Source organism: Bacillus sp. B19-2, assembly GCF_022832475.1.
Taxonomy (GTDB): Bacteria; Bacillota; Bacilli; order Bacillales; family Bacillaceae; genus Bacillus; species Bacillus paralicheniformis.
In genome coordinates, this window is the sequence record NZ_JALHKQ010000002.1 from 985,434 (window position 1) to 1,004,668 (window position 19,235).

19 protein-coding genes and 2 pseudogenes are annotated in these 19,235 nt (G+C 45.2%); 17 read left to right on the forward strand and 4 right to left on the reverse strand.

Annotation, left to right across the window (positions count from 1 at the left end):
• Nucleotides 1-126: 126 nt before the first annotated feature.
• The 6 genes and pseudogenes from MST20_RS21375 to MST20_RS12175 all read left to right on the forward strand — a co-directional run.
• Nucleotides 127-1,146, forward strand: a pseudogene (locus MST20_RS21375) (HAMP domain-containing protein); the annotation flags it as partial.
• Entirely contained in the window at nucleotides 1,141-2,088 is a 948-nt protein-coding gene (locus tag MST20_RS21380; protein ID WP_373368589.1) for a methyl-accepting chemotaxis protein, read from the forward strand. The pseudogene MST20_RS21375 and the gene MST20_RS21380, both read left to right, overlap by 6 nt.
• 144 nt (nucleotides 2,089-2,232) lie before the next feature.
• Nucleotides 2,233-4,218, forward strand: a complete 1,986-nt coding sequence (locus tag MST20_RS12165; RefSeq protein WP_243942419.1) for a methyl-accepting chemotaxis protein — start codon at nucleotides 2,233-2,235, stop codon at nucleotides 4,216-4,218.
• 277 nt (nucleotides 4,219-4,495) lie between these two features.
• A pseudogene (locus MST20_RS21385) lies at nucleotides 4,496-5,389 on the forward strand (HAMP domain-containing protein); the annotation flags it as partial.
• Nucleotides 5,384-6,334 (forward strand): methyl-accepting chemotaxis protein, encoded by a 951-nt coding sequence (locus MST20_RS21390; RefSeq protein WP_429702749.1) that lies wholly within the window; start codon nucleotides 5,384-5,386, stop codon nucleotides 6,332-6,334. The pseudogene MST20_RS21385 and the gene MST20_RS21390, both read left to right, overlap by 6 nt.
• A 131-nt stretch (nucleotides 6,335-6,465) precedes the next feature.
• Nucleotides 6,466-6,990 carry a type 1 glutamine amidotransferase domain-containing protein gene (locus MST20_RS12175; protein ID WP_025809689.1) on the forward strand — a complete coding sequence of 175 codons (525 nt, stop codon included), beginning with the start codon at nucleotides 6,466-6,468 and terminating at the stop codon, nucleotides 6,988-6,990.
• Between the two features lie 44 nt (nucleotides 6,991-7,034).
• On the opposite strand, the gene MST20_RS12180 is transcribed toward MST20_RS12175, so the two are convergent.
• Complete coding sequence (locus MST20_RS12180; protein WP_243942423.1) at nucleotides 7,035-8,021, reverse strand: Gfo/Idh/MocA family protein; 987 nt, start codon at nucleotides 8,019-8,021, stop codon at nucleotides 7,035-7,037.
• A 212-nt stretch (nucleotides 8,022-8,233) separates the two neighbouring features.
• Here MST20_RS12180 and MST20_RS12185 point away from each other — a divergent pair, with 212 nt between their 5' ends.
• From MST20_RS12185 to MST20_RS12195, 3 genes are all read left to right on the forward strand, one after another.
• Nucleotides 8,234-9,379: an AI-2E family transporter gene (locus tag MST20_RS12185; protein WP_243942425.1), complete on the forward strand. Its 1,146-nt coding sequence runs from the start codon at nucleotides 8,234-8,236 to the stop codon at nucleotides 9,377-9,379.
• 85 nt (nucleotides 9,380-9,464) lie between these two features.
• On the forward strand, nucleotides 9,465-10,295 hold the full coding sequence (locus MST20_RS12190; protein ID WP_243942427.1) for an undecaprenyl-diphosphate phosphatase: 831 nt from the start codon (nucleotides 9,465-9,467) through the stop codon (nucleotides 10,293-10,295).
• Between the two features lie 132 nt (nucleotides 10,296-10,427).
• On the forward strand, nucleotides 10,428-11,243 hold the full coding sequence (locus MST20_RS12195; RefSeq protein WP_243942429.1) for a metallophosphoesterase: 816 nt from the start codon (nucleotides 10,428-10,430) through the stop codon (nucleotides 11,241-11,243).
• A 45-nt stretch (nucleotides 11,244-11,288) separates the two neighbouring features.
• Here MST20_RS12195 and MST20_RS12200 read toward each other — a convergent pair whose 3' ends face one another.
• Nucleotides 11,289-11,837: a YkoP family protein gene (locus tag MST20_RS12200; RefSeq protein WP_023856115.1), complete on the reverse strand. Its 549-nt coding sequence runs from the start codon at nucleotides 11,835-11,837 to the stop codon at nucleotides 11,289-11,291.
• Nucleotides 11,838-11,936: 99 nt separating this feature from the next.
• On the opposite strand from MST20_RS12200, the gene MST20_RS12205 reads away from it, so the two are divergent.
• Nucleotides 11,937-13,070, forward strand: coding sequence for an MGDG synthase family glycosyltransferase (locus MST20_RS12205; protein WP_243942431.1), 1,134 nt, complete (start codon nucleotides 11,937-11,939; stop codon nucleotides 13,068-13,070).
• Between the two features lie 16 nt (nucleotides 13,071-13,086).
• Nucleotides 13,087-14,568: an alkaline phosphatase family protein gene (locus MST20_RS12210; RefSeq protein WP_243942433.1), complete on the forward strand. Its 1,482-nt coding sequence runs from the start codon at nucleotides 13,087-13,089 to the stop codon at nucleotides 14,566-14,568.
• Between the two features lie 19 nt (nucleotides 14,569-14,587).
• Here MST20_RS12210 and MST20_RS12215 read toward each other — a convergent pair whose 3' ends face one another.
• Both MST20_RS12215 and MST20_RS12220 read right to left on the reverse strand, forming a co-directional pair.
• Complete coding sequence (locus tag MST20_RS12215; RefSeq protein WP_243942435.1) at nucleotides 14,588-14,761, reverse strand: hypothetical protein; 174 nt, start codon at nucleotides 14,759-14,761, stop codon at nucleotides 14,588-14,590.
• Nucleotides 14,762-14,783: 22 nt separating this feature from the next.
• Entirely contained in the window at nucleotides 14,784-14,993 is a 210-nt protein-coding gene (locus MST20_RS12220; protein ID WP_003184724.1) for a zinc ribbon domain-containing protein, read from the reverse strand.
• A 292-nt stretch (nucleotides 14,994-15,285) separates the two neighbouring features.
• Here MST20_RS12220 and MST20_RS12225 point away from each other — a divergent pair, with 292 nt between their 5' ends.
• The 6 genes from MST20_RS12225 to MST20_RS12250 are packed head-to-tail and all read left to right on the forward strand — an operon-like array spanning nucleotide 15,286 to nucleotide 19,159.
• A complete protein-coding gene (locus tag MST20_RS12225) occupies nucleotides 15,286-15,645 on the forward strand; it encodes a hypothetical protein (RefSeq protein ID WP_243942437.1) in 360 nt (119 codons plus the stop codon).
• 18 nt (nucleotides 15,646-15,663) lie between these two features.
• Entirely contained in the window at nucleotides 15,664-16,014 is a 351-nt protein-coding gene (locus tag MST20_RS12230; protein WP_020452734.1) for a WXG100 family type VII secretion target, read from the forward strand.
• 17 nt (nucleotides 16,015-16,031) lie between these two features.
• Nucleotides 16,032-16,739, forward strand: a complete 708-nt coding sequence (locus MST20_RS12235) for a DUF5081 family protein (RefSeq protein ID WP_243942440.1) — start codon at nucleotides 16,032-16,034, stop codon at nucleotides 16,737-16,739.
• On the forward strand, nucleotides 16,736-17,059 hold the full coding sequence (locus tag MST20_RS12240; protein WP_003184717.1) for a hypothetical protein: 324 nt from the start codon (nucleotides 16,736-16,738) through the stop codon (nucleotides 17,057-17,059). Before MST20_RS12235 ends, MST20_RS12240 begins: the two co-directional genes overlap by 4 nt.
• A gap of 19 nt (nucleotides 17,060-17,078) precedes the next feature.
• Nucleotides 17,079-18,767, forward strand: a complete 1,689-nt coding sequence (locus MST20_RS12245; protein WP_243942442.1) for a deaminase domain-containing protein — start codon at nucleotides 17,079-17,081, stop codon at nucleotides 18,765-18,767.
• Between the two features lie 35 nt (nucleotides 18,768-18,802).
• Nucleotides 18,803-19,159 (forward strand): Imm3 family immunity protein, encoded by a 357-nt coding sequence (locus MST20_RS12250; protein WP_243942444.1) that lies wholly within the window; start codon nucleotides 18,803-18,805, stop codon nucleotides 19,157-19,159.
• The last annotated feature ends 76 nt before the right edge of the window (nucleotides 19,160-19,235 follow it).

Genomic DNA, 19,235 nt, shown 5'->3' on the forward strand with positions numbered 1-19,235 from the left:
TAGCGTATGCCTGATGCTTGGGCAGGAAAACGGTCTAATTTTCCGCTTTTTTTACTTAAAAAATAGACCCCGTCTCCGATAAAAGTAGAGAAAGGGGAATCTCACATGAAAAAGCTTTTAAATTGGATGAAACGTCCTTCTATTTCTAAAAAATTAATTTTCTCATTTATATTCATTTTAACAATTCCAATCTTGGTTCTTTCGGCTACTTCATATTTTACGGCCAGCAGCACGCTTGAGGATGAGATTTTGAGAAGTGCGAAAGACAATATCGATGAACTGAACGACATCATTCAGCAAGATATCGGCAGCAAGGAAACTTCTATTGCGTATTTCAGCGAATGGATTGATCGCAAAGCGTACAAAGAGAAAGGGCAGACTGCCATTAAACAGCGGTTTGAGCAGTTTGCAAAACAAAATCCCGACGTCGAACTCGTCTTCACCGGTTCGGAGGATAGCGTTTACTCACAATATCCGAATGCTCCATTGCCTGACGGGTATGACCCGGTAGAACGCGACTGGTATAAACAGGCCGTCCAGGAAAAAGGGAAAACGATTGTAACTGAACCTTATGAGTCTGCATCAACAGGCCATATGGTCGTCACGATCGCCAAGCAGAATAAAGACGGATCAGGCGTAGTCGCCCTTGACTTGAACATTGACAAGCTGATCAAATCGGCAAACAGCATCAGCATCGGAAAAACCGGATATGCATTTATCATCGGCGAAGGGAAAACGTATGTCGCCCATCCGAAAATGAAAGCCGGCACAGAAGCAGAAGCCGATCTGACAGAGCAGATGTTCAGCAAAGAGAGCGGCTTGTTCACATTTAATGAAAAAGGCAAAGAAAAGAAAACGGTCTTTGCGACAAATAAACTAACCGGCTGGAAAATCGGCGGAGAGATGAATACAGCAGAGATTAAAGACGCTGCACAGCCTGTGCTTCACATGGCAGTCATGACATTGGCAGGCGCGATTATTCTGGGCGGCATTCTTGTTTACTTTATCGTCCGCGCGATCAGCAAGCCTTTAAATCAACTCGTCTCTTCTGCAAAAAGCATCAGCGAAGGAGATCTGACACAAAAAATCGATGTCCGCTCCAGGGACGAATTCGGCCAGTTGGGCGCAAGCTTCAACGAAATGGCTGACTCATTGCGTTCGCTGATCAGCACAATTCAGGAATCGGTCGACAATGTGGCATCTTCATCAGAGCAGCTGACGGCAAGTGCGGACCAGACAAGCAAAGCGACGGAGCACATTACATTAGCCATCGAGCGGTTCTCAAGCGGCGCTGAAAGTCAAAGTGAAAAAGTCGAAACAAGCTCACAGCGGCTCAGCCAAATGAATGACAAGCTGAATGAAATCGCAGGCGTATCGGAATCGATTACAGAATCCTCGGGTAAATCGACGGAAATTGCCGAAACAGGCGGAGAGCTTGTCCAACAAACGGTCGGGCAGATGAATTCGATCAACAGGTCCGTCAGACAGGCCGAACAGGTTGTCAAAGGGCTTGAAGCGAAATCGAAAGATATCACCGCGATCCTGCGCGTTATAAACGGAATCGCCGATCAAACGAATTTGCTGGCGCTGAACGCCGCCATCGAGGCAGCGCGGGCCGGCGAATCAGGCAGAGGATTCTCGGTTGTCGCTGAAGAAGTCAGAAAGCTTGCGGCCCAATCAGCAGGATCGGCAAAAGAAATCGAAGCGCTGATTCAGGATATCGTCAAGGAAATCGAACATTCGCTTAACATGTTCAAATCGGTCAACCAAGAAGTACAGTCAGGGCTCGAAATTACGGAAGAAACGGAAACGAGTTTTAAACATATTTACGACATGACAAACGAAATTGCAGGCAAGCTGCAGACGATGAACGCTGCCGTAGAGCATTTATCAACAGGTTCTCACGAAATATCCGACGCGGTCGAAGAGATCGCCGACGTATCGCGTGAAAGCTCTGCCGGCATTCAAGACATCGCTGCTTCAGCGGAAGAACAGCTGGCTTCCATGGAAGAAATCAGCTCATCCGCTGCGACGCTCGAACAAATGGCTGAAGAACTGCGCGACTTAACGAAAAAGTTTACAATTTAATGAAAAGAGGCTGCTGGTCAGCCTCTTTTTTCAGCCTTTTTTTTAGAATCTTCAGAAATGCTTTTTAAAGTTTTTTAATATGCAAAAGTAAATGAAAGCTCCGATATTAGTTTCATAATCTAGAAGCTAAAGGAGTTATATCAAATGAAAAAGGTATTGGACTGGCTTAAACGTCCGTCTATCTCAAAAAGGCTGTTTTTCAGCTTTATATTGGTTTTAACTTTGCCGATTTTGGCCTTATCCTATAGTGCGTACCAAACGGCGGGAAGCTCTCTTGAAACGGAAATCATGAGAAGCGCGCGCGATAATGTCGAACAGCTGAATGAGATCATAGACCAGAATATCGGAAAGAAAGAGCAGGCTGTTTCCTTTTTCAGCGGCTGGGTGAATGAAAAGCTTTATCAAGAAAAAGGGAGCGCATCACTTGTAGAGAGATTCGAGCAGTACGCCAAGCTGAACCAGGATGTGGAAGCGATCTACACAGGTTCAAAAGACGGCAAGTTCATCCGCTATCCCGCGGAAAAAATGGCGAAAGATTATAACCCTGCGGATAGGGACTGGTATAAGCAAGCCGTTGAAAATAAAGGAAAAGCAATTATCACAAACCCTTATAAAACGGCGTCAACCGGAACGATGGTCATCACGATTGCAAAGCAGACGGAGGACGGCTCAGGAGTTGTTGCCGTTAACATGAAAATCGATGAACTTATCAAAGCGACAGAACGCGTTAACATCGGAAAAAGCGGCTTTGCGTTTATCTCAAGCAATGATAAAAAATATGTCGCCCATCCGAAGATCGAAGCCGGAACCGAAGGCAAAGGCGACTGGGTTACACAGATGTACGGCAGTGAAAAAGGTGATTTTCAATATACATTTGAAGGAAAAGAAAAGAGAATGGCCTTCACGACGAACAAGCTGACCGGCTGGAAAATCGGCGGAACGATGTTCACGGATGAGATATCAGAGGCAGCCCAGCCTGTCTTCCACATGGCGATCATCATTTTGGCAGCCGCGATCTTGCTCGGCGGGATTCTCATCTACTTCATTATCCGCGGAATCAGCAAGCCGTTAAGCGAGCTCGTGTCATCCGCAAAGAGCATCAGCGGCGGCGACTTGACACAAAAAATCGCAGTCCGTTCAAAAGACGAATTCGGTCAGCTCGGTACAAGCTTTAATGAAATGGCCGAATCGCTGCGCTCGTTAATCAGCGTCATTCAATCATCAGTTGACAATGTAGCTTCATCATCTGAAGAGCTTCATGCCAGCGCAGAGCAGACAAGCAAAGCGACTGAGCATATTACAATGGCTATTGAACAGTTTTCTGACGGTAATGAAAGCCAGAAAGAAAAAGTCGAAGCAAGCTCGCATCAGCTGAATGAAATGAACGACGGGTTATATGATATGTCGAAAACATCAGCCGCGATTACCGATGCGTCGCTGAAATCGACTGAGATTGCAGGCAAAGGGGAAGAGCTTGTTCAAAAGACGGTCGGTCAAATGAACTCGATCGATCGGTCTGTCAAGCAAGCGGAAGCGGTTGTCAAAGGGCTCGAAGCCAAATCAAAAGACATCACAAGCATTTTGCGCGTGATTAACGGAATCGCCGATCAAACGAATCTGCTCGCGCTCAATGCCGCGATCGAAGCGGCAAGGGCCGGGGAATCGGGCCGCGGCTTCTCGGTAGTGGCTGAAGAAGTCAGGAAGCTCGCCGCACAATCCGCCGGTTCGGCGAAGGAAATTGAACATTTAATTCAGGAAATCGTCAAGGAGATCGACAACTCCCTGAACATGTTCAAATCGGTCAATCATGAAGTACAGTCAGGACTTCGAATCACAGATGAAACAGAGACAAGCTTCAAAACGATTTACGATATGACCAATGATATCGCAGGCAAGCTGCAGACGATGAATGCCGCTGTCGAACAATTGACGCAAGGTTCCCGCCAAGTCGCGGGTGCGGTCGAAGAAATCGCTGATGTATCAAAAGAAAGTTCGGCAAGCATTCAGGACATCGCTGCTTCAGCCGAGGAGCAGCTCGCTTCAATGGAAGAGATCAGCGCTTCCTCCACCACATTGGCGGAGCTGGCTGAAGAACTGCGTGATTTGACACGGAAATTTAAGATTGAATAGCTTTAAAACATCCGGTTTTCCTCCGGATGTTTTTTTAGTTATTTTAGACTATAAAAAGTTATAAAATCCGTATAAAAACTTTTAAAAGAATCCGATATTAGAAATATAACAGAAAAGAGGAGTCAACAAATACATGTCAAATATTGTCAATTGGGTGAAACGTCCCTCCATTGCAAAGAAATTAATTCTTTCATTCTTGCTTATTTTAACCGTTCCAATCATCGTCCTTTCCTATAGCGCGTATCAAACGGCAAGCAGTACGCTTGACGGAGAAATCATGGACAATGCGCGCGAAAACGTTAATCAGCTGAACGAAATCATCAATCAGAATATCAGCCAGAAAACAAACGCCATGTCCTATTTCAGCGGGTTCATTAAAGAAAACTCTTTTAAAGGAAAAGAAAGCGACGCTTTAAAAGTGAAATTCGAACAGTTCGCCAAGCTCCATCCCGATGTTGAAGGGATCTTTACCGGATCAAAGGACGGAAAGTTCATCCGTTACCCGGATCAGGAAATGCCGAGCGGATATAATCCGGTAGAACGGGACTGGTATAAAAAAGCCGCCGAACACAAGGGCGAAGTCATTATTACAGACCCTTACAAAACGGCGTCAACCGGAACGATGGTTATCACCATCGCCAAGATGCATGAAGACGGATCCGGCGTGGTCGCCGTCAATATGAAAATCGAAGAGCTCATTAAAGCGACAGAACGCGTGACCATCGGGAAAAAAGGCTATGCCTTTATCACCAGCGCCGATAAAAAGTTTGTCGCCCACCCGAAACATGATGCGGGCTCAGATATCGAAGGCAGCTGGGTGGAAAAAGTATACGCCAATGACAAAGGAACATTCAAATATACGCTTGACGGCGAAAAGCAGATGGCATTCGCGACCAATAAGCTGACCGGCTGGAAAATCGGCGGAACCATGTATATCACTGAATTAAAAGAAGCGTCACAGCCTGTGTTGAATGCAGCTCTGATTACGTTGGGCGTCAGCATCATCATCGGTGTGCTTCTTATGATTTTCATCATCAGATCGATCACAGGTCCGCTCCGCGAACTCGTTTCCTCTGCGAAAAGCATCAGCGGAGGCGACTTGACGCAAAAAATCACTGTCCGTTCAAAAGATGAAATCGGACAGCTCGGATCAAGCTTCAACGAAATGGCCGAATCGCTGCGCTCTCTAATCAGCGTCATTCAGACATCGGTTGAAAACGTCGCTTCTTCGTCAGAGGAGCTGACTGCGAGCGCGGATCAGACAAGCAAGGCGACAGAACATATTACATCTGCTATCGAACAATTTTCAAACGGAAACGAAAGCCAAAATGAGAAAGTGGAAATCAGCGCGCAGCAGCTGGCAGACATGAACAGCCGATTGCATGAAATGTCCAAAGTCTCAGCATCGATTACAGAATCATCCATTCAATCGACGGACATTGCCGGTACAGGCGGAGAGCTTGTTCAAAAAACGGTCGGACAAATGAATTCCATCGATCATTCCGTTAAACAGGCAGAATCCGTCGTGAAAGGACTTGAAAGCAAATCAAAAGACATTACGGCAATCCTGCGCGTGATCAACGGCATCGCAGACCAGACGAATTTGCTCGCGTTGAACGCTGCAATTGAAGCCGCAAGAGCCGGTGAAGCCGGGAGAGGGTTTTCTGTAGTAGCTGAAGAAGTGCGCAAACTGGCTGAGCAATCCGCCTCATCGGCAAAAGAAATCGAAGCGCTTATTCAGGAAATCGTCAATGAGATCGGAAAGTCGCTGGACATGTTCCAGGACGTCAACCGTGAAGTACAGTCGGGACTTACCATCACAGATGAAACAGATACAAGCTTTAAGCAGATTTATGATATGACAAACGAAATCGCCGGCAAGCTGCAGACGATGAATGCGGCAGTTGAAGAGCTGTCAGGAGGGTCGCAGCAAGTCGCGGGAGCGGTTGAAGAAATTGCAGACGTATCGCGTGAAAGCTCAGGAAGCATTCAAGACATCGCCGCTTCGGCTGAAGAACAGCTCGCTTCAATGGAAGAAATCAGTTCTTCTGCGGCTACGCTTGAACAAATGGCTGAAGAACTGCGCGATTTGACGAAAAAATTTAAGATTGACTAAACATCAGGCTGCCGGCGATCCGGCAGCCTTTTGCGCGGAAAAAGCATTTTTAAAAAGGGACGGGAAAGGGGATAAATAGGTTTAAACAGACTGTCATCTATCGTACACTGGTTGTACAGGAGGGATCAATTATGCGACTGGAAGGCAAGAAAGTGATCGCGCTTGTCAGCGATGACTTCGAAGATTTAGAACTGTGGTATCCAGTTTTAAGGCTGAGGGAAGAAGGAGCGATCGTCCACCTCATTGGTGAAAAAGCGGATCATGAGTATAAGGGAAAATACGGCGTACCGGCTGTCTCTGATTATGAGCTGAAAAGCGTGAACATTGAGGAATACGACGCCGTTCTGGTTCCGGGAGGCTGGGCGCCTGACAAGCTCAGAAGATATCCCGAGGTACTGGAGATGATTCGGTGGTTCAACGAGAGGAAGAAGCCTATCGGGCAAATCTGCCATGCCGGCTGGGTGCTGATTTCCGCAGGAATATTGGAAGGCAGGAAGGTCACAAGCACACCCGGGATCAAAGATGATATGGAAAATGCCGGAGCGGTCTGGGTGAATGAAGCAGCGGTTGTCGACGGCCACATCGTGTCAAGCCGCCGCCCGCCGGACCTGCCGATCTATGTCAAAGCCTTTGCCGATCTTTTGGCGCAATCCTAAAACAGATGAGCCGCCCGTTCATTCGAAACGAGGCGGCTCATTTGTTACTTTTGATCAGCGGGGAAAACGAGACCGATCTGTTTGCGGGCTTCATCCATGACCGCCAAGGTGTCTATAGAGCGTTCAAATGTGTTAAGCGAAGACTCGATCCGCCCTTGTTTAATTAAATGAATGAACTCCTCTGTTTCATAAAACATGGCCGGTTTGTCATCCGGCAGCGTAAGATGTTCAACCCGTCCGTCCCGATAGCGGATGTCGACTTTTTCAGGGCGGTGGATTTTATCGATGACGATAGAGCCTTCCTCCCCTTGTATTTCAGCAGGAGTGAAGGAATTGGAGATTTTCGAGTGCATCAAAACGGCTTCATGCTCCTCGTATTTTAACAGCACCGTTCCTTCACCGTCCGCCCCCGACTCAAGGATCAGCCCGTTCGCTTTGACTTCGAGGGGCTTGCCGAACAGGACGATTGCGGGATGGACGCAATAGACACCGATATCCATCAGGGAACCGTTCGATAAAGCCGGATTAAATGCATTTAAGACGGTTCCGTTTCGATAGGCGTCATAGCGGGAAGAGTATTGACAGTAGCTGGCTGTAAAACGGCGGACTTTGCCGATTTTGTGCAGGTTGCGTCTGATGTTTTTAAAATTCGGAAGAAATGTCGTCTTCATCGCTTCCATAAATGTCACGCGGTGTTCCTGCGCTGTTTTTACCATTTCTTCCGCTTCTTTGGCATGGGACGCAAGCGGTTTTTCGCACAGGACGTGCTTTCCGCTTTTCATGAATGTAACGGCCTGTTCTTTATGTAAAGAGTTGGGACTTGCGATATATACCGCATCAATAACATCGCTCTCAGCCATTTCGCCGATATCGGTAAAAACCGCCTCGGCCCCGTATTTTTGCGCGAATTCACGTCCGCGCTCCCCGCTCCTTGAATATACCGCGGTAAATTGAAAATCGCCGATCAAACGGGCCGCTTCAAGAAACCGGTCGGTGATCCAATTTGTTCCGACTACCCCGAACCGTATCATGCTATTTTCTCCTTTCGCTGTAGGATATGTTTATTATACAGTGTTTTCTTTTGCCGCCGAAAGACAAAAAGCCGGAAACACCGGCGTATATGTATATCATCAATAAACGTTTGCAAGCGGAAAAAAAGACCAATAGCAATGGTTTTATTTTTAGTATGAGGAGTAATAGTGTACAATTTAATGTATAAAACCAACGTTAATGGAGGATCGCCATGGACTCTTTGAATATGTGGGGCGGCAGATTTAAGAAGTTTTTTTTAGACAATAAATTCGTCCTGTTTCTGCTCGTTCTGCTCTTGATCGGATTGAACATCCTTGTATTTACAAAAGCATCGTTTATTTTCACGCCTTTCATCGTTCTTGTGGAAACCATCGCCCTGCCTGTCGTGCTGACAGGTGTCGTATATTATTTGTTAAATCCGATCGTTGATTTTCTAGAGCGGAAAAATGTGAAAAGGATTTATTCGATTCTTCTTCTCTATATTGTGATCATCGGTCTGATCACGATTTCGATCGTCTCCGTTATCCCGCTGTTAAGGGAACAGATCACAAGCCTTGTCGATAACTTCCCAAGGTATGTCCACACTGTGGAAGACCAAATTAAACAGCTGATCGGAAGCCAGTTTTTTAATCAGGTCCAGCAGACGCTGAACATCAATCTGACCGATTTGGCAAGCAAATTATCCGATCAAGCCACCACTATTTTAAACAGCACATTTACCGGAGTGGGAACGTTCATAGGCGCCGTGACAGAAGTTGTGATTTCGATTGTGACCGTGCCGTTTATCCTGTTTTACTTATTGAAAGATGGTAAAAAACTGCCGCTCTTTATTTTAAAGCTCGTACCGGTCCGCTTGCGGGAACAGACGTATGTGATGATGTCTGAGATGAATCACCGTCTTAGTTCGTATATCAGGGGGCAGATCATCGTCAGCTTCTGTATCGGCTGCCTATTGTTTATCGGATATATGATCATCGGTCTTGATTACGCTTCTCTTTTGGCCCTTGTGGCGGCGTGTACGAGCATCGTTCCGTATCTCGGACCGACGATTGCGATCACGCCGGCAATCATTATTGCCCTGGTTACTTCCCCGTTTATGCTTGTGAAGCTGATCATCGTTTGGACTGTGGTGCAGCTGTTTGAAGGAAAATTTATTTCGCCGCAGATTATGGGAAAAAACCTGCACATCCATCCGGTCACGATCATCTTTGTGCTGTTGACGGCAGCCAAGCTGTTCGGCGTGATCGGCGTCATTCTCGCCATCCCCGGATACGCGGTCATCAAAGTGGTTGTCACGCATTTGTTTGAATGGTTTAAACAGCGTTCACACCTTTATGAAAAAAACGAAGAAGTCTGAATCCCGCTTGCATAATCGGCTTTTAAAGGCGATATAAATAGTTTATTAGAGGACAAGTTTTAAAAGGAAGCGAAAGGAATGACATATGAATATTTGGGATATGTTTGTCGCCGTCATACTCGGAATTGTTGAAGGATTAACAGAATATGCCCCTGTTTCGTCAACAGGGCATATGATCATTGTTGACGACGTCTGGCTGAAATCGAAAGAACTGCTTACGCCGGAGGCGGCGAATACCTTTAAAGTCGTGATTCAGCTCGGCTCCATCCTCGCTGTCGCCATCGTATTTAAAGACCGGATTCTCAACCTCTTAGGCGTGAAGAAAAACATGACGGAAGAGCAGAAATCGGGAAACCGCCTTTCCATCGCCCAAATCGCTGTAGGACTTGTTCCCGCCGCTGTGCTCGGCTTTTTATTCGAAGATTATATTGATCAGTACCTGTTTTCCGTACGCACCGTTGCGGTCGGTCTCATCGCCGGCGCGGTGCTGATGCTCGCGGCTGACTGGATCAACCGGCGCACGGAGACGACAGATTCGGTTGACCGGATGACGTATAAGCAGGCGCTCGGGATGGGGCTGTTTCAATGTCTGGCGCTCTGGCCGGGCTTCTCTCGCTCGGGTTCGACGATTTCGGGCGGTGTTATTCTCGGCTTGAACCACAGAGCGGCCGCCGATTTCACCTTCATCATGGCGATTCCGATCATGATGGGAGCCAGCCTTCTCTCTTTAATCAAAAACTGGGCATATTTAAGTGCAGACCTGTTTCCTTTCTTTATTGCAGGGTTTATCAGCGCTTTTATTGTCGCTCTTTTTGTCGTCCGCTTTTTCCTCCGGCTGATCAATAAGATCAAGCTTGTCCCGTTTGCCATCTATCGAATCGTTTTAGGGCTTCTTCTGTTCATTTTGTTTCTGTAAGAGTAAAAATACGAACCGATTTCCAGCTGGAAATCGGTTTTTATTATAGGTAAAAAGAATGGTATTCTATTATTTCCCACTATAAAACTGCCTGCCAACTTACTATACTAGTAAGAGGGAGGAGATATTGAAATGTTTATTATCGCATGTCTATTGATTATCTTAGGCTTCATGCCTTTTATTTATAAAGCGAACCACAATACAAAAGATGTGAAAGTCAACACGATTTCGGTCGAGCGCGTCCAGGCTCCCGCTTTAAAGAAAAAGCTGAACATTCTTCATCTGTCTGATCTTCATTTAGAAAACATTTCGATTTCACCTGAACAGATTCTTGAACTTGCCAATAAAAAACGAGTGGATCTCATTGCTTTAACAGGAGATTTTCTTGATAGGAAAGGAAATATACCAAAGCTTGCAAACTACTTAAAAGCTTTGCAAAAACTAAAGCCGGCTTACGGGATGTACGCTGTATTCGGCAACCATGACTACGTATTGAAAGGCGAACACTTTCGGAAGCTGAAACGTGTGCTGGAAGATAACGGATGTATCACCCTTCGAAATCAGCATGTCTCGATTGAAGTGGAAGGTGAGGCACTCAACATTATCGGGATTGATGATTACAGCACGAAGCGAAGCGATATTGCCGCTTCATATAAAGAGCTGAAGGAAGGGTACAACCTTGTATTGACGCATGATCCGAACGTTGTGCTTGATATGCAGGAATTTCACTTTGACTATCTTCTGTCAGGGCACTTTCACGGCGGTCAGATTCATTGGCCGAAGCCTTATCATCTTCTGAAGATGGGAAAGCTTGTGCGAATGAATATGATTAAAGGTCTTCACTATCATCATGACAAACCGTTTTATATCAGCGAGGGATTGGGCCAGACGGGAGCGAACATCCGCATTGGAAGCCGTCCGGAAATGACATTCCATCACATTTCATAAAAAGAAGAGGCTGTTCCTGTTTTGAGGGATCAGTCTCTTTTTTTGTTATTTCTGCAGATAGGACTTGAACAATTTTTCCTTTGAAATAAACAAGTATTGGGAAGGAGGAATTTTACGAAGAGAAAATTGCTTTGTTGTTAAATATAAAATCGGAATCTGCGTCAGTTTTTTAAAGACTCTGTAAAACTGGTTTGCGGGCTCAACCGCTTCAAAACCGAGCCTTTCAACGCCTTTATGCAGTGTCGTAATACCGATGATGCCTTTGATTTGGTCTGTCCGGTGATGGTTTTTAACATATTCGGCCAGGATCGGCATTGAAAAGTACGCCTTTTGATAAATGAGGATGCCTCTTCTGACAGCGCTCTCAATATTTTGAAGCTCTTTGATCAGCTTAATATTATGCAGATGAATTTTGATCAGAACATCGTTCTTTTTAATAACCGTCCCGTCGTTTAACACCACATCGATCCCTTTGTATCTTGTGAGACGGACGCGAAAAATGCTCGATTTCGTTTGGTCAATGAGTGTCAGTCTTGAAAAAAAATAATAAAACGGGTCAATTACACTCCAAATCGACAAAAAACAGTTTCTCAAGTCGCCACTTTCCTTTCCTGAAAAAATACACTTATATTTTGGCTGGATATTTGAAAAATATAAATGGAAAACATTTTTCTTCTGAAATGGAGGATGGAGATGACAAAGATTCTGATTTTCCCTTTTTTAAGCATTTCCACCGGTCATCATCACGTTGCCGATTCGCTGCAGGCAGAACTGCTTCTCAAATCCCATCAATGCGAAAAAATCGACATTTTTTCACATGCTTATCGGCGGCTTGAAAAAGCCTCCTCTGCTGCGTATTTGTCATGGATTCAGTATTTCCCGAAAGTCTACAGCTCGGTCTATCATCTCCTGGCGTGCGGGCGCCATCAAACGGCGAAGCGCCACCTCTTGTATGAGCTAATCTTTTTGAAAGACATGCAGCAGATCATTGCAGAAAAAAAGCCTGACATCGTGTTCTGTACACATGCATTGCCCTCCTATTTGCTGAACCGCTTAAAAGGCCAATTTCCCGACATGAAAGTGGTCAATGTCTATACCGATTTTTTCGTCAACCGAATTTGGGGAAGAGAAAAGATTGATTATCATTTTGCACCGATCAAAGACATCAAAGAACAGCTGATCGCAGAAGGCGTTGATGAAGCGAAGATTTTTCTGACCGGAATACCTGTGCACCGTTCCTATAAAACGGAGAGAAAGCCTGGGCAGAACGGGGACAAAAAAGCGGTGTGCAACATTCTCATAACCGGCGGAAGCATGGGGGTGGGCGGCATTTTTAAGCTCGTGCAGGAGCTGTCGCCGAATGGGGATGTCACATACCAAATACTATGCGGAAAAAACCGAAAGCTCTACCGGTATGTTCATGATTTAAACAATCCATATATTAAAGCGCTGCCTTATATCGAAAGCAAAGCTGAAATGAACCGCTTATACGGGGAGGCGTCGGGCATCATTACGAAGCCCGGCGGCGTCACGATCAGCGAGTGCATTGAAAAACAGCTCCCTGTTTTCATCTATCACGCGCTGCCCGGACAGGAAGAGATGAATCTCGATATTCTGAAAAAGAAACATCTTGTCATCGAACTGAATCAGCAAAAACAGAAGCCGATTGAACAGCAGCTGCTGTCCTTTTTCCGTTCGGAAGAAGACATCAGACGCTATCAAATGAGCGTTGGTCAATATTTGCGCGAAAAATCGGACCGGGATATCAGCGACATTTTAGAAGGGATCATTCATAACCGGAGCGGTTTAGGGAATGCTCACGTATAAGGAAGGAGGAAGAACGATGTCTGAGAGCCGCAAGAAATCAGTCGTCATGTTGCTGATCGATTCATTAATGGATGAACCGCTTCAAGAAGCCATGAAAACCGGACAGGCTCCTGGTCTGCGATATTTGCTGGAAAACGGGCGCTATGTTCCTGATATGATCAGCCCTTTTCCGACGATGTCCGTCAATGTTGACAGCACACTGCTTACAGGGGCGAGCAGCGACCGCCATAAAGTTCCGGGCCTTGTGTGGTACAACGCGAAGGAAAAACGGATCATCAATTATGGCAGCCATATTCGAGAGCTTCTGAAATTAGGCATCAAACAATCCTCCAGAGACGTCTTTTACAATTTGAATCAGGTTCATTTAAGCCAACAGGTGAAGACGCTTCACGAAGAGCTTGATGAAAAAGGAATTGAAACGTGCTCGATCAATGCGCTTTTGCACAGGGGGAGCCGGGACAACTATTTACAGGTTCCCTTTCTTTTTTCAATGATTTCCGGATTAAACCAATCAGTCAAAATCAACGCACCCCAGCTGTTCTCGTACGGGGGTTTTTCAAAAGTGAATCCGGCAAATCGCTCGCTCTTCAAAAAATTCGGCTTTAATGACCGGTTTTCAGCGAATGAATTGGTTCATCTGATCAAAACAAACAAAGTGCCGCCTCTTGCACTCGTCTATTTTCCCGATCTCGACCAGCACGTACATAAACACGGGAGAAACGACGCAGCGGGGGTGGCGAAAGCAGACCGGCATGTTCGAAAGATTTTAGACAGCTTTCCGTTATGGGAAGCCGCTTTAAAGGATCACATTTGGATCGTGATGGGGGATAACGGACAGGCCTGGATCAGCGGCAATAAAAAAGAAGCATTGATTGATTTGAGAAGCCTTCTGGACGCCTTTCGCATTGTGAAATTAAAGAAAGGCGTGACGGACGATGACGACATCGTTCTTGCCGTTAACGAAAGAATGGCGTTTATCTATTCGCTCGATAAAGCGAAGCTTCCGCTCAGGAGGATCGCGGATATTCTGCAACAGGACGAGAGGATCGACATCATCGGCTGGAAAAATGAAACGGATTCAATTGAGGTCGTTTCAGGGGAGCAGCACGGGAAGCTCACATTTCGGCCGGGAGGCAAATACAAAGATGAATTTGGACAAACGTGGAAGCTGCAAGGGGATGTAAACATTCTCGATTTGACAGTCGAACGGAACAGCATTTCATACGGAAAATTTCCTGATGTGCTGGCGAGACTGTACACTTCGTTTTTTTCACATGAAGGCGATTATTTGATCGCCAATGCAAAGCCTGGATACGAATTTATCGGCGAAGGGTCGCCGACGCACGTCGGAGGAGCCAGCCACGGTGCATTGCACAAGCAGGACTCCCTCGTATCCATGATCATCACCGGAACCGATACAAAGCCGGCATACAATCGTCTTGTCGACGTGAAAGAATGGATTCTCGATTTAGTCAAATCACTGGGAACGGGGCAATAACTAACCCAGCTCCCAGTGATTATGACGGATGTCTGATGCCTTTGACAAATGCTGCAAGGGCCGAAGCGATCATCACGAATAGTGAGACTGTTTTTATGATCGCCTGTAAGAGTGCATGTTCTACGACGATATTGGAGTGCACACATAAAGCCAAAATAAATATGGCAATCAATAATCCGTATTTTTCTATCATAACCGTTTCTCCTTTCGGGCCGTCATCCTCCAAAGAACAGGTCGAGAATGTTTCCGGCGGTTGAAGATTGTTTGTTGTACAGCTCCGAATACCCGCAGTTTTTGCAATAAACGACGAGAAAACGGTTATGCTGCACATCGAACAATTTTGACAGGCCGGTGCCGGTCGTCGCGATTTCTTTTTGCCCCGCATCTGTGCTTCCGCACTTGATACATCCTTTATGTTCACGCATAGCGCTTCTCCTTTCACGATGTAAAAACCAACCAACTTCATTATAATGGAATGTTCTTCAAAAGAAAATATTTCTCAGGAAATGACCGGCCGGAAAAGAGGGGAAAACAGACTGATTCTTTTTGCTTATAAAAATCCTCGAAGACCGGTAATTTTATGTTTCTGTCGAAAAAAACAATCCTTTTAACCTATTCAATCGTCTAGGACCATCCTGTAAGATAAACCTATTACAATATCATCCACTACAGGAAAATAGTTTTTATTGACTAGGATAAATGAAAGGGGAAGCTGCTTTGAGCGAAGGTTTTTGGGATTCAGTAGGCAACTTTTTGCACATATCCTACACGGAAAATGAACGAAAACGCGACGAGTATAAAAATTTATACGACTTTTTATCTGATAAAGAAAGCGATGTCAAGACGAAATTAGCAGAAATTGATGCAAGTTTGAAGGCATACCACAGCAATCTCCCGGACTTGAAAATCCCTTCCCACGAATTTGAGGATACACGCCATGAAAAAGATGCCAAGCTGAAGGAATTGGTCAAGCATTTTAAAGATATGGTCGATGACATTCAAAGCGCCAAGACGAAGGCGAAAAGCAAGTGGGAGTATTATAAAGCAAAAGCTGAAGCTGAAGAGAAAAAGGCGTAGAGGAGGAACAGCCGAGTCATGGACGGATATGGATACTACAACTATCAAGCGGCGAATCCGAAAGTAAGCGGAGAGACTGTGAAAATTTCACACAATGGCACAATAAAAGCGCATTCCCATGCGAAAGCGATCGAAAAACATGTCGGCGACTCGCTGAAAAAAGCAAAGGAATTGAAAGCGTATGTCGAAAGCGGAAAATGGAGCGGAAAAACCCGCGACGCATTTTTAAGCTACCTTGAGCTGATTATCGAATTGAATGCCGATATGAAAGACGCCTTGAAAGATCATACGGCTGCATTAGATGCGCTGCAAATGCACATCGACGATTTTTCAAAACTCAGTGAAGTGCAGGAAATCAAAAACTTATAACAGGGAAGGAGAATGACATGCAGGTGAAAGCAGATACGCTGTCTGCGGCAGAACTTTATGTTTTAGCAGGAGCAGCCGGAGTGTCCTACATATTCGGTCTTCCGGAACGCGAACAGCTGGCCTTGGCCGAGCCGGATTGTGCAGTAAAAGCAAAGGAGAGCCTGATTGAAAAAGGCATTCTTTTAAAGGAAGGCAAGCTGACAAAGACCGCTTTTTTTCTGATTAAGCTGTTGAAGCATTATCAAGAAAGCGAAGAATTCGTGCGCTTCAACAATGTCATGTGCGCCTTTCTGCCGGACGATGAGGAGCGCGTTGTCGCTCTGACTGAAAGAAGCCATGGCAAAGGCTACACATTAGATTATTTGGAAAAGCGCGAAGTTTATTTATCGCTTATTTCCAACGTGTCATTTTTAGTAAGAGAGCCGCGCGATCAAGACCGCGCTTTTTTGACAAAACCGATGAGCGCCGCTGAAAAAGCCGAAGTCAGGGCAATGGATCTTGATGAAAAAGAAGTTCTTGCTGTGGAAACGTTCAAGCTTGCCTCGCAGCAAAAACCGACAGATCCCGGGTTCCAGACGACTACACTTTACTTTACAAAAGGCGAAGATTTCATCTCGGTTGATCCTTTAAATGATCGATATGAATGGATCAGCCTTTATATCATGAACAACCGGATCTATGATGCGCTGCACATTAATTTCAGAGCAGGGAGGGCGATGCTATGAATGCAGAAGGCGGAGCAGGAGGCGGCGGTACAAACATCCATCTCGAGTTTGAAGAAATGATCACCATTTCCAATAAGCTGAAAAGCATCTGCGATATTTATACAGAAGGGGTTCAGAAAGAAATCAAAAACCTTTCAGAATCCGATTTTTATAAAGCCGGACAGGCATCAAAAGCGATTGAAAGCTACGCGGATATTCTCGGGAAGACGATGGAGCTGTTTGATAATTACTGTATAGCTTCACACATTGTCAGTTATGCGATGGAGAAAATGTATGAAACAGATAAAGAGCTTCAAAAACTCTACAAGATTCAGAAATAGAAATGAGGCGATCAACTAAATGGATGTGAAATACGTACCGGAAGAATGGCAGGGCATGAAAGACGGGCTCGATGCGCTGACGGGCGGCCAGTACGGCGGCGGTATGAAAGCCGGCCTTATCAAACTCAATGATCTCTTGGAAGATATCGAATCCAAAATCAAAGACAAGGACAGCGACAGGTCGATCAGCTTTACCCACACCAGTAAAAAAAGCAAGATCGAGGAACTGTTTAAGGATTATCAAAAGCTGGCTGACTTTTGCCTGAAAGCCGGCAGTTTGGTGGAAGATCACATTGACAGCCCTTTTTATAAAAAAATAGACGCGTTCGCCGAAAAAATGCGCGGACTGACCATACATAACTACACCACCGCGAACCGGATCGGCTCCAAGGAAACCACGTATGTCGGATACGGCATGTCCAAACAAGCGGTCGAAACCGACAAAGCGAAAGTGAGCGTAAATGATATATTCAAAGACTCGGAATCGTTTGATCACGTACTGAGCAAAGAATTTGAAGAATTCCAGATCAACCACCCCGACATCGAATTATCGTATGAAGAATACACAAAAGCGATTGCCTCTTCCCGCGGATTTGAATACGAATCCATCGGCGATGTCCAAAAGAATCAGGAATTGTGGCGGGATCTTCTGGCCGGTGCAGGCATTATCGTGCTCACCATCTTTTGCGCACCGGCAGGTCTCACGGTGGCCGTCGCCTACGGAGGAGCCAATATTTCGAGCGCCGCAACCGGAAAAGACTGGATGACACAACGGGAATTAAACACAGGCGAAAGGTTTGAAAGAGGCGTGTTCGGCGCCCTTGACATCATCCCGGGGGCAGCCGCGGCAAAAGGTACATTTAAAAGCGCAGCCACAATCGGCCAAATTTCAAGCAAAACAGAACATGTGGTACAATCTCTTAAAGACAGCAAAAACCTCTGGGCGAACCGCATGAAGGTGAATGGGCTGAAAGCTCAAGACCGGCTCAACGACGCAGGCTTCGCCATTAAAAAACAATTCGCCAAAAGCGCCGACGCTTTGAGCGACATCGCCCGCGGTGCGGAAGCAGGAGCCGGCGGCACCCTCGTCCGAAAAGGATCCAATTACTCCGCCCATGTCAACGACGCCCATAAGGCATCGAAAGCGAAGATGCAGAATTCGATTCAGCGGGTTGAGAAGGAGATTGAGGCTGGGAAGAGTGTTTCTAAGGGTACGGGTAAAGTATATCCAACGAGACAAATAGATTCAGTTGCAGAAGCACATATAATTGATAGAGTGAAAGAGTTGAGAGGCAATTTAACGAGTAGGTATAAAAAGTCAGGTAATTTTGCTATTGCTGAAGTTAATGTGAGTGGGATAAATAAGTCTGAATTTTATGCTCAAAGTAGCATAAATAAGCTTAAAGGAAATCTGGAGGATAAAGTCCCTGATATTTCTTTACAACCTGAAAATCCAATGTTTAAAGCTACCAAAGCTGTCGGTAAAGATGGAGAAAGTTATTTAAGGGATACAGATACAGAATATAAAATATTAAATGATATAGCTTCTAGACTTGGCGATAATACACAAGCTACAGGGAAAATTAAGCTGTTTACAGAATTGGACACTTGCGACAGTTGCAGTAAAGTCATAGCAGAGTTTGCTGCTAAATATAGAAATATTGAATTAGAAGTTATACATAACAATGGTAATAGAATTATTCCTTAAACTTATTTTTAAAGTTTTATTGGAGGAGAGAACCAATGAAAGATTGGGATTATAATGAATTATTTGATGCAATTCAAGAGACATATGAAGAGTTGTTAGACGAAGATAGGGGACATAGGTATGCAATAGCAAAATTAGCAGATGAATTTGACAACTTAGGCAAGATAGAAGATGTTATTGTTGATACTGCTATTGGAGAGATTTTAATAGGTCAGGATAAAGTTTTCGTTGGGCGTATTAATGGTATCACAAATAGGCTAAGCAGGTTTAACCCACAAGAAGCAGAAGGTGAATTAGCATTAGAAGAAATAAAAGATTTATCAAGACGAATAAATAAAGTAATAGAAGGACTAAAAAATGTTGAGGTTGATTATAACCCTTCAGCAGAATAGTTAAAAATAAATGAAGCAGTACGTTAAACAAACTTTTGTCTCGCTTGCCCAAGAGACGGCCGGTGATAACGATGGG